We start from the raw sequence: 13405 nt of genomic DNA, 5'->3' as shown, positions 1-13405 counted from the left end.
AAATGTACATATAAAAAATTGACCTCCAAATAAGGAGGTCAATTTTAATTTAAGCACTTACTTTAACTTGATCATCTACTATCATATGAGCAAGTTCGTCCGGATTTCCACATCCTGTAGTTATAATTAAATCAGATGACTCTGCAATTTCGTAAACATAATCTCGCGCTTGTTCAAAAGTACCAAGATACTTTGCATTTATCCCTTTTTCAATTAATGCGTCAACCACATCTTTTGAATGTATGGATGGATCGTATTTTTCACGGGCTGCGTAGATATCAGTAATTACCACTTCATCAGCACTGTCAAAGCAATTTAAAAAATCATTAAATAAAGTTTTAGTTCTGCTATATGTGTGAGGTTGCCAAATACAAACAAGTTTTCCTTCAGTGTGTTCCTTTAAAGCATTTAAAGTTACTTCAATTTCAGAAGGATGGTGACCATAGTCAGTCATGATTGTAGCATCATTTACATGGCCGATTATTTCCATTCTACGTTTAAGTCCCGAATAAGCTCTCAGATTCTCTTTTATGGTTGGTATATCAATTCCATTTTCATAAGTAGCAATAATTGCTGCCATAGCATTATTGATATTATGACGTCCAATTACACCAAGTTCAAAGTGCTCAATCATTCCGTTTTTCATTTTTAAATCAAAATTTGGTCTACCAATTTCATCAAAAGCAATATTATGTGCTACATAATCGGCATCGAAATTTTCTTGAGCATATGTTATTAACTCACCTTGTACAGAATCAAGTACTAATTTATTATTTTCTTCATTTAGATTTAATATTGTTTTTGAATTTTCATCTTGATTTTTTAGATAAGTTTTAAAAGTTTCTACTATATCATTTAAATCTTTGTAATAATCCAAATGATCTTCATCAATATTTAAAATAATCACAGTTTGTGGATAATAATATCTAATATTGCCTTTATATTCGCAAGCTTCAGTAACTAAATATTTATCGTCTCCCACATGCACATTACCATCCATATCATCTAATTCTCCACCTAAAAGTATACTAGCATCTTCAGTAGAATTAAGTAGTATTTTTGAAATCATGCTAGTTGCAGTAGATTTTCCATGTGATCCTGAGACAGCAATAGAGTGTTTATAATTTTTCATTAATGCTCCAAGAAAAACTCCACGAGTTACAACAGGAACATCAAGATTTCTAGCTGCTATTAATTCTTCGTTATCATCTAAAATGGCATCTGTGTATACTACTAGATCAGGGTTAGTTATATTCTCTTTTCTTTGACCTATAAAAATTTCAGCACCATTTTCTTTTAAATTTTTAGTAATATCTGTTAGTGTTCTATCAGAACCAGATACTTTATATCCTTTGTTAAGTAATAAAGCAGCAATACCACTCATGGATATACCGCCTATACCAATAAAATGAACATAATTAAATTCATGTCCATTCAAATTAAATTCAAACATTTTCTCTCCTAGTTTCATCTTACATTATTACAATATATCATATGCTTTTTATTATAACTTGTAAAGTTGATATGGCTATGATACCATTTAAGTATAGATTAGAGTATGGAGGATAAGCTATGATTTACGTTATAGGAAATGATCACGGTGGTATTGATTTATACGAACCTATCAAGGAAAAGTTAGAAGAACTAGGCCATAAAGTAATACATGTGGGTACAGATGGTAAAGATAGCGTAGACTATTCAGACTTTGCCCAAAAAGCATGTGATAAAGTATTAAAAAAAGAAGCTGACTTTGCTATTTTAGTTTGTGGTACAGGACTTGGAATGAGCATTTCTGCTAATAAAATAGATGGTATAAGAGCAGCATGTGTTTCTGAAGCATTTTCTGCTAGAATGAGTCGAGCACACAATGATGCAAATTGCCTTTGTTTAGGTGCTAGAGTTATAGGTAGTGAAACTGCAAAAATGATTGTAGAAGAATTTGTAAAAACAGATTTTGAAGGTGGACGTCACCAAAGAAGAGTTGATAAAATTACAGAAATTGAGAAAAGATAGAAAATAATTGTCTATCTTTTTTTAAGTTTAAAAAAGTTTTTAAAAATGTTATTATAGTATATGAAATTAATTAATAGGAGATTATATGAATATACCTACACCACATATATCAGCTACAAATGCTGATCAAATTGCAAAAACAGTATTAATGCCGGGAGATCCATTAAGAGCAAAATTTATCGCTGATAATTTTCTTGAAGATGTAACTCAGTTTAACGAAACACGCGGCATGCTAGGTTTTACAGGATATTATAAAGGAAAAAGAGTTTCTGTAATGGGATCAGGTATGGGGATACCATCATCAATGATCTATTACAATGAGCTTTTTGGAGCTTATGATGTTGATACCATTATTAGAATTGGTACAGCTGGTTCTATGCAAGAAGATATCAAGCTTCATGATATAGTAATTGCTACAAGTGCATGCTCAGAAAGTTCTATAAATGATAATCTATTTGCAAATATTAACTTCTCGCCAACCCCTGATTTTGATTTAATGCTAGAAACTTATAATAAATCATTAGAATTAGGATACACAACTCATTGTGGGCAGGTTCACAGCTCCGATCAATTTTATAACGAACTACCAGAGGGTGTTTTTGAGAATTTGAGAAAATATGGAGTTCTTTGTGTAGAGATGGAAAGTTATGGTCTATTTATGACTGCTAGAAAATATGGCAAAAAAGGTTTAGGGATTTTTACGATCAGCGACTCACTTGTAGAAGATGTATCTGATAGTGCTGAAAATCGTGAAAAATCTTATACTAACATGATGAACCTAGCTTTAGAAGTGGCTCACGAGTAAAGCTATGCTAAAAACTATTATTATGGCAGCAGGTGAAGGAACAAGGATGAAATCCAACACCTCAAAGGTTTTACACAAATTATTAAACAGAGAAATAGTAAAATATGTGGCAGATGCTTCACGATTTGAAAATTCACAAACCATAATCATCGCCGGGAAAAACAAGCAAGACTTAGAAAATCTTTTTCCTAATGATACTATAATAGAGCAAAAAATCGGTGAAGAGTACCCTTATGGTACAGGTTACGCTGCTTCACTAGCTTTAGGTGAAATTTCTGATGATGATCAGGTTTTAGTCTTAAATGGTGATATTCCATTAATTACAAAAGCATCTTTAGAAGAATTTGTATCAAATCATCTTGAAAATAATAACAGTGCTTCTGTCCTATCAACAAAAGTACTAAATCCTACAAGTTATGGAAGAATAATTCGTGATGATAATGCAGAGTTTATAGGAATTATTGAACAAAAAGACTTAAAAATAAATCAATATGTGATAGATGAAATAAACACTGGAATTTATATTTTTAAAGGATCTGACTTAAAAGAGGCTATTTCAAAATTAGACACAGACAATGAACAAAGTGAGCTATACCTAACTGATTGTATTGAGATATTATATAATGATGGCAAGAAGGTCATGGCTTTTACAGCTAATGATGCTGATGAATTTTACGGAATAAACAATAAAAAAGAATTAGCTCAAGCTAAGAAAATCTTGCAAAAACGTGTAAATGAAAATCACATGCTAAATGGTGTTATTATTGAAGATCCAGAAATGATAGTAATTGATCCAGAAGTTAAAATTGGAATGGATACAATAATATCTGGGCCTGTAAAAATTCTTGGAAAAACTGAGATTGGGTCAAATTGTATTATTGAAGGATCGTCTAGAATTGAAGATTCAATATTAAAAGATGGAGTTAAAATAGATAATTCAGTAATTGAAAAATCATTTATCGATGAAAATTCAGATGTAGGACCTTATGCACACTTAAGACCAAAAGCAAGCTTAGGTAAAAATGTCCATATCGGTAACTTTGTTGAGGTTAAAAACTCATCTTTAGGTGATGGAACAAAATCTGGTCATTTAGCTTATATTGGAGATTCTGATTTAGGTAGTAAAATAAATGTTGGGTGTGGGGTAATATTTGTAAACTACGATGGAAAATTTAAACATAGATCCATTGTAGAAGATGAAGCTTTTATAGGTTCAAATTCAAATATAGTAGCACCTGTAAAGATAGAAAAAGAAGCTTATATAGCAGCTGGATCTACTATAACATGTGATGTAGAATCAGGATATTTGTCAATAGAGCGATCTGAACAAAAAAATATAGCAGGATATGCAGAAAAAAAACGAAAAAGAGATTTAGAGAAAGAAAAGGAGCAAAAATGACATCTGATAAATCCCAACAATATATTCAAAGAGGCGAATTAAAATTGCTTACAGGCAATGCCAATACAAAATTAGCAGAATCTATAGCAAAAAGTTTAAATACCAGCCTTGGTGAAGCAGAGATAGAAAAATTTAGCGATGGCGAAATTAAAATTAAAATAAATGAATCAATTAGGGGAAAAGATGTTTATATAGTACAACCTACATCATCTCCAACAAATGATAACCTTATGGAACTTTTAATTATAATAGATGCTTGTAGACGTGCTTCTGCAGGATATATAAATGCAATTGTTCCTTATTATGGATATGCTCGTCAAGATAGAAAAACCCGTGGACGTGAACCAATTACTGCAAAATTAGTGGCAAACTTAATGACTGAAGCTGGTGCAGACAGAGTAATTACAATGGATCTTCACGCAGGTCAAATTCAAGGTTATTTTGATATACCAGTAGACCATTTCACTGCTATTAGACTTTTATCAGAATACTTTAATGATATGGCTTATGATAAAGCCGATGAATTTGTAGTAGTAAGTCCAGACTTAGGTGGTGTAAGACGTGCTCGTGAATTTTCTGATTACCTAAAATTACCTATTGCAATTATTGAAAAAAGAAGACCGAAACCAAACGTCTCAGAAGTAATGAGTGTTATTGGTGATTTCAAAGGCAAATCTGCAATTTTAGTAGACGATATGGTAGATACTGCTGGTACAATAACAAATGCGGCAAATTATCTAATTGAAAATGGTGCTAAGGATGTATACATCGCAGCAACCCATGGAGTTTTATCTGGCCCAGCTATTGAGAGACTAGAAAACTCAAAAGTAAAAGAAATTGTAATCACAAACACTATTGAACTTCCAGAAGAGAAAAAAATAGATAAAATCACTCAATTAGAAATAGGACCATTATTAGCAGAAGCAATCCATAGAATAAACACTTATGAATCAATCAGTGGACTATTTGAGGATGTAAATTAGATGTATTTTATAGTAGGACTTGGGAATCCTGGCTTACAATACGAAAATACTAGACACAATGTTGGATTTTTAACTATAGATTATCTATCAGAAAAGTATAATATTCCAGTAAAAAAATTAAAACATAAGGCTCTTTATGGTCAGGGAGAAATCTCTGGCCAAAAAGTTATGCTCATAAAACCTCAAACATATATGAATAATTCTGGTGAATCTGTTAGAGATTTTAAAAACTTCTATAAGTTTAATGATGATGAACTTATTGTAATCCAGGATGATATAGATATAGATTTTGGAAAAATTCGTATTAAGAAAAAAGGATCTGCTGGAACCCACAATGGTATGAAGTCCATAATTTATCAAACTCAAACTGATAAATTTCCTAGAATAAAAATTTCCGTTGGACAAAAGCCCGAATATATGGATCTCGCAAACTTTGTTCTAAGTGGTTTTCATGGAAATGATATAGATATAGTAAGAGAAGAAATTATTATGGCTGCTGAAGCTATAGAAATGATGCTTGAATCAAATATTGATAAGGCTATGAATAAGTACAATTCAATAGACTTATTGGAAAAATAATAAATGAATCAATTAATAAAATTATTAGAAAATACAGAACAATTAAATAAAATTAGGGAAAATTACTTAAAAGATTCTCCTATATATTTGTACGGACTCACAGAAGGGATAAAAGCTCATTTAATTTTATCCCTTTTTGATAGTTTAGAAAAAAATGTATTAGTTATAACTGAGAATGAAAAAAAAGCTAAAGATATCCAGACAAATATAAACAACCTTTATGATATTGCAAGATTCTATCCATCTAGAGAAATAAATTACTATAATATACGAACTGTAGATGAAGATACAAATACATCCAGAATGGAGAACCTAATTAGCCAAGTAAAAAATGAAAGACTAATTACAGTTACTACTATGGATGCAATTTTAAATAAATTAACACCTTTAGATAAATTTAATAACAGTTTTGTTAAAATTAGTAGCGAGGATATTGTAGATGTAGAAGAATTTATAAAAACACTCATAAATTTAAATTACAATCCTACAAGCCTTGTTGAAAATAAAGGAGAATACGCAAAGCGTGGGTCCATTATAGATTTTTGGCCTATAGATTATGAAAATCCAGTAAGACTAGAACTTTTTGATGATGAGATAGATTCTATAAGGATTTTTGATCAAAAGAATCAACGTACAATCGAAAAAATAGATGAAGTAACAATCTCACCTTTAAATGAGTTAATATACGAAGAATCTGATTTTGAATATGTATTAAAAAATATCGAAAAAGATGTTTCAAAATTAGAAAAAAATATAAAAGACTCAAATGATCAAAAGCTGATAGATAAGTACAGGCAAATACAATCTTACATAAAAGATACTATGTATGTAGCTAACTGGGATTTAATAAATCCATATCGAGATACAAATTTTGAAACTTACTTAGATTACTTATCTAAAGATACGATTTTTATTCTAGATGATGCATCCAGAATATATGATAATCATAAAGAATTTGAAAAGAATTTTCTAGAAGATGTTACTATCCAAAGAGATAGGGGCGAGGTATTTAATGCATTTACTAATTTATTAGTAAATGTTGAGCAAACTTATGAAAAGATAGAAACTCATCCAATCATTAACTTAACATCAATCTTAAAAAGAACAAAACTTTTTAATCCTAAACTATTATTGGAATTTAAAACCATAGAATCAGAACACTTTAATAGAAAAATAAATACTCTAGCAGAGGCTTTAAAAAACCAGAAAGAAAATGCTAAAACCTTAATTTTTGCTGGAAATAATGAGAATAAAAACAATCTATTAAGTGCCTTACGTGAAAATGATATCTTAGATATTTCTGATGAATTTAGTACAAGAATAACAGTAACAAATGATGTTGCAAGTGAAGGTTACTATTTACCGGAATATGATTTATTTCTTTTTACTGAAAAAGAAATCTATGGTACTAACAAGAGAAAATCAAAAAAGAAGATTAAAAATAAAATGTCTTCTACAGATATCATCAATTACTCTGATTTAGATATTGGTGATTATGTAGTCCACGAAAATAATGGTATTGGTGTTTATAACGGTCTTGAACAAATTGAAGTAAACAATATACAAAAAGATTTTATCGTTATAAATTATAAGGGTAATGATAAAGTTTATGTACCGATAGACCAAATGAATCTGGTTAGCAAATATATTGGTAATAAGGGTGAAAAGCCAAGACTGTCAACTCTAGGGTCTCCCACATGGTCAAAGGCCAAGGCCCGTGCTAAAAAAGCTGTAGATGAAATTGCAGATGACTTAGTAAAATTATATGCCCAAAGAAGTAAAGAAGTTGGACATGCTTTTTCAGCAGATACACCTTGGCAAAAGGAATTTGAAGAATCTTTTCCATATGAAGAAACCTACAGCCAGTTAAGAAGTATTAACGAAATTAAAGATGATATGGAAAAAGATAAACCAATGGATCGTCTTTTAACTGGAGATGTTGGTTATGGTAAAACTGAAGTAGCACTTAGGGCTGCATTTAAGGCTATAGTTGATGGATACCAAGTAGCATTTTTAGTGCCAACAACTATACTAGCAAGTCAGCACTATGAGACTATGAAAGAAAGATTTAAAGAATTTCCAATAGAAGCAAGGCTATTATCACGCTTTAATTCTAAAAAAGATCAAGATCAAACTATAAAAGATCTTAAATCTGGAAAAGTTGATATAGTAATAGGCACTCATAGAGTTTTATCCAGTGATGTTAAATTTAAAAATCTTGGTCTATTGATTATAGATGAAGAACAAAGATTTGGTGTAAAGCATAAAGAAAAATTAAAGCAACTTAAAACAAGCCTTGATGTTTTAACATTATCGGCCACACCAATTCCTAGAACACTTCAAATGTCACTAGCCGGTATTAGAGACCTTTCAACCTTAGATGAACCACCAGAAGAAAGATTGCCAGTAAATACTTATGTTTTAGAATATGATGAGAATATTATAAAAGCTGCTATCGATAGGGAACTAGCTAGAAATGGACAAGTATATTTTGTTTATAATCGTGTCCATAATATAGATTTACTATATAATCATATAAAAGAATTGATTCCTGAAGCTAGGATTGAGATAATCCATGGTAAGCTAACTCCAAAACAAATCGAAACTATAATGAACGACTTTATAAGTGGAGAGATTGATATTTTACTATCAACTACAATTATAGAAACTGGAATGGATATAGCAAATGTAAATACAATTATAATTTATGATGCTGACATGATGGGTCTTTCTCAGCTTTATCAGCTAAAGGGTCGCATTGGAAGAGGAAATAGATCTTCATATGCATATTTTACTTATAGGCAAGGTAAAGTTTTATCAGAGATAAGCGAAAAAAGATTAAAATCTATAAGGGACTTTTCTGATTTTGGTAGCGGATATAAAATTGCTATGAAAGATTTGGAGCTTAGAGGTGCAGGAAATCTCTTAGGAGAAAGTCAGAGTGGTCATGTAGAAGCGGTTGGTTATGATCTTTATGTAAAATACTTGCAGGAAGCAGTTGAAAAAGCTTCGGGTAAAGAAGTAGATGTGAAGAAAAAATCAGATGTTTATATAGATATAAAAGTTAATGCTTATATACCAAGCACATATATTTCTGACCAGTCTCAAAAAATAGAAATGTACACTAGAATAGCAAATATTGAAAATATCGAAGATTACAATATACTAGTAGAAGATTTAATTGATATATATGGTGATATACCTTTAATGGTGGATAATATTATGTATGTATCATTAATAAAATCATTAGCAGAGGGCTTAGGATTTAAGGAAATTCGAGAGCAAAATGCTTATATCAATTTGAGATTTTCTAATAGAGAAGAGTTTACCTTCGATGAGTTAAAAGAAATTAGTGAATCTTATAAGGGTGATATGAAGTTGGACTTATCCAAAAATCCAGCTTTTAAAATCCCAGCAACTAATACAAAATTAATAGATACTTATGATTTACTAGAAATAATAAGTAGTATAAGGAGTAAAAAATGAAAAAAACAAATAAAATTTTAGCAATTATGCTTGCAAGCTCAATGTTTTTAGCAGCTTGTGATAACCAAGCAACTAACAATGAAACAACTTCAAATAAAACTGAAACAACAGAAACAGAAAAAGATACTAAAAAAGAAGATAAATCAAATAATAAAGAAAGTAAAGAGGCTGAAAAACTTCCTGATGATGCTGTTGCGTTAGTAAATGGTGAGACTCTCACAAAAGATCAATATAAAGATGAAATGTCATTTTACGCTTCTTATCTAGCAAGCAGCCAAGGTGCAAAAAATCAAGTTGTGGGAATGATGGTTAAAGATAAACTTACTTTTGATGATGCACAAAAAAATGGAATCGAAGTTTCTGATAAAGAAGTTTCTGATCAGTTTATGCAAACTGTAGATAATATTGAAAAACAAAATGGAAAAGGTGCCTTCGATGAAATGCTTGAAGATTACAATATGACTGCAGATCAGTTTAAAGATGTAATCAAAAAAGATATTCTTTATACTAAACATCAAGAATGGTTCTTAAAAAATAATCCGGTTTCTGATGAAGACGTAGATAAGTTCTATGAAGAAAATAAAGATGAGTTTAAGAAAGCAGATGCTGACCATATCTTAGTAGATGATGAAAAAACAGCCAAAGAAGTAAAAGAAAAATTAGATAATGGTGGAGATTTTGCTGAGCTTGCCAAAGAATATTCAAAAGATACAGGTAATGCTGATAAGGGTGGAGCGCTAGGTGAATTTAAAAAAGGCGATATGGTGCCACAATTTTCTGACAAAGTATTCTCAATGAAAGAAGGAGAAATCAGCGAACCAGTACAAACTCAATTTGGATGGCATATTATAAAATTAAATAAAATTAATGAGTCACTAACAGATGAAGATCGTCAAGTTATAAGAAAAAGTCTTGAAGATAAAAAATATGAAGAATACAAAAATGAATTATTCGAAAATGCAGATATTGTAACTAAAGAAACTCAAGCAGCTGATGAAGAAAAAACAAACGCTGAATCTAATAAATCTAAAGAATCTGATGATAGCAAAAAAGAAGAAATAGTAAACGAAGAAAATCAAGATTCAGATGAAAACAAAAATAATTAAGGTTGTCTTATCAGCAGTTTTAATAATTAATTTATCAGCATGCACAAATCAGCCTCAAAACAAGGATGATATTGCGCTTGTTGATGGTGTACCTATAACTAATGAAGCATATTTAAATGAACTAGATTTTTATCAAAAGTACTATTCTAAAAAATATGGCGAAGAATATCTTGATCAGGAGATAGATAGAAATAAAACAAATAATGATGTTCTTGAAAATGAATTGATTGACTCTATGATAAAAGATCAAGTAATGATAAATGATCTTAAATCAAATGGAGTTAAAGTTGATGATAATGCTGCAAACTCCCTTAAAACTACTCTAGAAGAAAATCTAGGCGGTAAAGACTCTTTAAAAGCTAATATAAAAGCTGTTGGAGTTGATGAAAATAGTTTTAACCAGATACTTTATAATGATTCACTTAGAAATCAACATTACAATTATTTCATATCCCATAGCGGGATAAAGGATAGTGAAATTTTAGAATTTTATAAATCTAATGAAAAGTATCAAAAACAATATAAGTACAATGTATTAGTTTTCGATGATAAGAATGAAACTGAGAAAGTTTATGATAAAATAAGTTCAGCAGAAGACTTTAAATCTTTTTTATATAACCCAATAAAAAATTATGAGGTCATTAATTCAGAATTTATATATGAAGATGATCCTATATTTAAAGAATCAGGTGTAAAAGAAAAAGATAAGGTAAGCGAAATATTTGAGCATAATGGGAAATATATGATACTTATGGTTAATTCTTATAACGAAAATGAAAATGAATTGTTAATCAATGTCAAAGATTTGTATTTAAAAAAGAAATATGAAGAATATCTTAATAAACTGACAAAAAAGTCTAAAATTAGGCTGTTTACTTAATAAAAGCTTGAAAAATCATGAATTATTTTGTATAATCAAAATTAGAGTTAAACAGAATTATTTATTGATTTATAGGAGGAAATATGAATAAATCAGAATTATTAGTTAGCATTTCAGAAAAAAGTGGTCTTAAAAAAAGCGAATCTGAAAAAGCACTAAATGCTATGATAGAAACAATTACTGAAGCCTTAACAGAAGGTGAAAAAGTTCAATTAGTTGGATTTGGAACATTTGAAACAAGAGACAGAAAAGCACGTGAAGGTAGAAATCCAAGAAAACCTGACGAAGTTATCAAAATTCCAGCATCAAAAGCTCCAGTATTTAAAGCTGGTAAAACTTTAAAAGAAGCAGTTAATAAATAATATCTAAATAAAAACAAAACCGGGACTTGAAATAAAGAACCGGTTTTTTAAATTTCCTTGTATTTTTCGCTTAGGTCAGCGTTTGTATCTATGGTTATAGTATTAAAATTTTCATAATAGACCATACCAGGCTTTGCACCCTTAGCTTTATTTACATTTTTTTTCTCAGTATAATCTACATCAATTTTTTCTTCACTACTAATTGATGAATTATTAGCGGCAAGATATGCTGCTATTAAAATATCATCATCGTTTATATTCTCAGATCTTAAGATGACATGGCTACCTGGAAGATCTTTAACATGAAACCATAAGTCATCTTTATTAGCTAACTTTAAAGTTAAATAATCATTTTGACTACTATTTTTACCTACATAAATATCTGAATTATTTTTTGTTACAAAATGATATGGTTTAGACTTTTTGTTTTTAATCTTATGCTTTGATGTCTTTTTAATAATATGATTCTCAATCATCTCATCACGTATATCATTTAAATCATCTATGCTATTTGATCTATTTATAAAATCTATCAATTGATTTAGATAGTTTAGATAATCTTTTTGTTTTGGAAGATCTTTTCTTGCATAGTTTACAGAATTTTTAATTTTTTTTGCCTTGTTATAAAAGCCTTCAGCATTTTCCCAAGGTGTCTTTAAAGGATCTAGGTCAATCTTTACTTCTTTATTTTCTTCATAAAAGTCGTTTAAAAATATTTCTTTGTCACCTTTTTTAATCCTATGAACATTAGCCGATAATAAATCTCCATTTTTTCGTAATGGCTCTATTTTTGATTCGTTTAATATATTATCATTTAAAATATTTATTTTCTTTTGTGTTGTTTTTTTATGTGAATTTACTTTCTTGATATAGTCAGTCTTCATTTGATTTAATCTATCATGAGTTTTATTAACATCAAAAAATTCATCTATTGCTTCACTCATGAGACTATATTTTTCTTTTTCATAATCTAAATGAGTTAAATCTAGAGTATGAAACTCTTTGATTTTTTTATCACTTTTATATGAATAAGCACAAAGATTTTGACTTGCAATATTATCTCTTATCTCATATAAAATATCATTCATTCTTTCTTTTTCATCTTCACTAACTAATCCCCAGCTAATTCTCTGATCGATGCCTGCTCGGTATGCTATCTCTTTTCCTACGATTGGTGAAAACCCAGTATAAGTTTTATGAAAAATCTTATCAGGCTTTGCGTTGTCAGGAAGTTTTTGGTCTAATTTTTTTATATCATAGGAAAAATTAGGATCTGTTATATCGTATTTATCATCTTCAACAAATTCATATTTTAAACCAGGAAGTAATTGCCTTACAGAGGACATAGTATCACTAACTCTTTTTATAGAGTCAATGATTTTATAATTCTCATCAGTTAGAATAATATTTGAGTATTTTCCCATGATTTCTACTATAAGTTTCTTACTAGTATCAAAACCCATTTCATCTATAGAACTTATAGAAAAAATTACAACTCTGTCTAATCCTTTTTGGGATATATCAATTATTTTTCCCTGGTTAATATGTTTTCTTAAAACCATAGTAAAATTTGGGGGAGTATCTGGATTTTCATATTTTTTTTCTGTTAAATTTATCCTAGCTTCATTATTGTTTGCACTTATTAACAATTTATAACTAGAACCCATTGAGTAAACATTAAAAACTATATCATTTTTAGAAGGTTGGGTGATTTTTTGAATTTTGCCTCCCAAAAGCTTTGCATTTAACTCGTTTACTATTTTTCTTGTTACTATTCCATCATATGTCATAA

General features: G+C 29.6%; 11 protein-coding genes. 9 read left to right on the top strand and 2 right to left on the bottom strand.

Annotated features, from left to right (window positions below; genetic code table 11):
• Positions 1-49 precede the first annotated feature (49 nt).
• Positions 50-1453 carry a UDP-N-acetylmuramate--L-alanine ligase gene (gene murC / locus JNO63_RS01685; protein ID WP_203126594.1) on the bottom strand — a complete coding sequence of 468 codons (1404 nt, stop codon included), beginning with the start codon at positions 1451-1453 and terminating at the stop codon, positions 50-52.
• Positions 1454-1572: 119 nt separating this feature from the next.
• Here murC and rpiB point away from each other — a divergent pair, with 119 nt between their 5' ends.
• The 9 genes from rpiB (at position 1573) to JNO63_RS01640 (ending at position 11613) form a co-directional block, all read left to right on the top strand.
• A complete protein-coding gene (gene rpiB / locus JNO63_RS01680) occupies positions 1573-2013 on the top strand; it encodes a ribose 5-phosphate isomerase B (protein WP_203126592.1) in 441 nt (146 codons plus the stop codon).
• 85 nt (positions 2014-2098) lie between these two features.
• On the top strand, positions 2099-2818 hold the full coding sequence (gene deoD / locus JNO63_RS01675; protein WP_203126591.1) for a purine-nucleoside phosphorylase: 720 nt from the start codon (positions 2099-2101) through the stop codon (positions 2816-2818).
• Between the two features lie 4 nt (positions 2819-2822).
• Positions 2823-4217: a bifunctional UDP-N-acetylglucosamine diphosphorylase/glucosamine-1-phosphate N-acetyltransferase GlmU gene (gene glmU, locus JNO63_RS01670; RefSeq protein ID WP_203126589.1), complete on the top strand. Its 1395-nt coding sequence runs from the start codon at positions 2823-2825 to the stop codon at positions 4215-4217.
• Positions 4214-5200, top strand: coding sequence for a ribose-phosphate diphosphokinase (locus tag JNO63_RS01665; protein ID WP_203126587.1), 987 nt, complete (start codon positions 4214-4216; stop codon positions 5198-5200). Before glmU ends, JNO63_RS01665 begins: the two co-directional genes overlap by 4 nt.
• Positions 5201-5779, top strand: a complete 579-nt coding sequence (gene pth, locus JNO63_RS01660) for an aminoacyl-tRNA hydrolase (RefSeq protein ID WP_203126585.1) — start codon at positions 5201-5203, stop codon at positions 5777-5779. It begins immediately after the preceding gene.
• A 3-nt stretch (positions 5780-5782) separates the two neighbouring features.
• On the top strand, positions 5783-9265 hold the full coding sequence (gene mfd, locus JNO63_RS01655) for a transcription-repair coupling factor (RefSeq protein WP_203126582.1): 3483 nt from the start codon (positions 5783-5785) through the stop codon (positions 9263-9265).
• Positions 9262-10371 carry a peptidylprolyl isomerase gene (locus tag JNO63_RS01650; RefSeq protein ID WP_203126581.1) on the top strand — a complete coding sequence of 370 codons (1110 nt, stop codon included), beginning with the start codon at positions 9262-9264 and terminating at the stop codon, positions 10369-10371. Before mfd ends, JNO63_RS01650 begins: the two co-directional genes overlap by 4 nt.
• Complete coding sequence (locus JNO63_RS01645; protein ID WP_238390454.1) at positions 10352-11251, top strand: SurA N-terminal domain-containing protein; 900 nt, start codon at positions 10352-10354, stop codon at positions 11249-11251. The genes JNO63_RS01650 and JNO63_RS01645 overlap by 20 nt, the downstream gene beginning before the upstream one ends.
• A gap of 83 nt (positions 11252-11334) precedes the next feature.
• Complete coding sequence (locus JNO63_RS01640; protein ID WP_203126579.1) at positions 11335-11613, top strand: HU family DNA-binding protein; 279 nt, start codon at positions 11335-11337, stop codon at positions 11611-11613.
• Between the two features lie 47 nt (positions 11614-11660).
• Here JNO63_RS01640 and JNO63_RS01635 read toward each other — a convergent pair whose 3' ends face one another.
• Positions 11661-13403, bottom strand: a complete 1743-nt coding sequence (locus JNO63_RS01635) for an Rqc2 family fibronectin-binding protein (RefSeq protein WP_203126577.1) — start codon at positions 13401-13403, stop codon at positions 11661-11663.
• Positions 13404-13405: the final 2 nt, after the last annotated feature.

The sequence above is a fragment of the Anaerococcus sp. mt242 genome, from assembly GCF_016798225.1.
GTDB lineage: Bacteria > Bacillota > Clostridia > Tissierellales > Peptoniphilaceae > Anaerococcus.
This window is presented reverse-complemented; position numbering and strand designations above follow the sequence as displayed.

What these genes read in the sequence shown, in the direction of transcription:
- JNO63_RS01635 (WP_203126577.1), bottom strand. Translation starts at nt 13,403, where the DNA reads ATGACATATGATGGAATAGTAACAAGAAAAATAGTAAACGAGTTAAAT.
- JNO63_RS01645 (WP_238390454.1), top strand. Translation starts at nt 10,352, where the DNA reads ATGAAAACAAAAATAATTAAGGTTGTCTTATCAGCAGTTTTAATAATT.
- pth (WP_203126585.1), top strand. Translation starts at nt 5,201, where the DNA reads ATGTATTTTATAGTAGGACTTGGGAATCCTGGCTTACAATACGAAAAT.
- JNO63_RS01650 (WP_203126581.1), top strand. Translation starts at nt 9,262, where the DNA reads ATGAAAAAAACAAATAAAATTTTAGCAATTATGCTTGCAAGCTCAATG.
- mfd (WP_203126582.1), top strand. Translation starts at nt 5,783, where the DNA reads ATGAATCAATTAATAAAATTATTAGAAAATACAGAACAATTAAATAAA.
- JNO63_RS01640 (WP_203126579.1), top strand. Translation starts at nt 11,335, where the DNA reads ATGAATAAATCAGAATTATTAGTTAGCATTTCAGAAAAAAGTGGTCTT.
- deoD (WP_203126591.1), top strand. Translation starts at nt 2,099, where the DNA reads ATGAATATACCTACACCACATATATCAGCTACAAATGCTGATCAAATT.
- rpiB (WP_203126592.1), top strand. Translation starts at nt 1,573, where the DNA reads ATGATTTACGTTATAGGAAATGATCACGGTGGTATTGATTTATACGAA.
- JNO63_RS01665 (WP_203126587.1), top strand. Translation starts at nt 4,214, where the DNA reads ATGACATCTGATAAATCCCAACAATATATTCAAAGAGGCGAATTAAAA.
- glmU (WP_203126589.1), top strand. Translation starts at nt 2,823, where the DNA reads ATGCTAAAAACTATTATTATGGCAGCAGGTGAAGGAACAAGGATGAAA.
- murC (WP_203126594.1), bottom strand. Translation starts at nt 1,453, where the DNA reads ATGTTTGAATTTAATTTGAATGGACATGAATTTAATTATGTTCATTTT.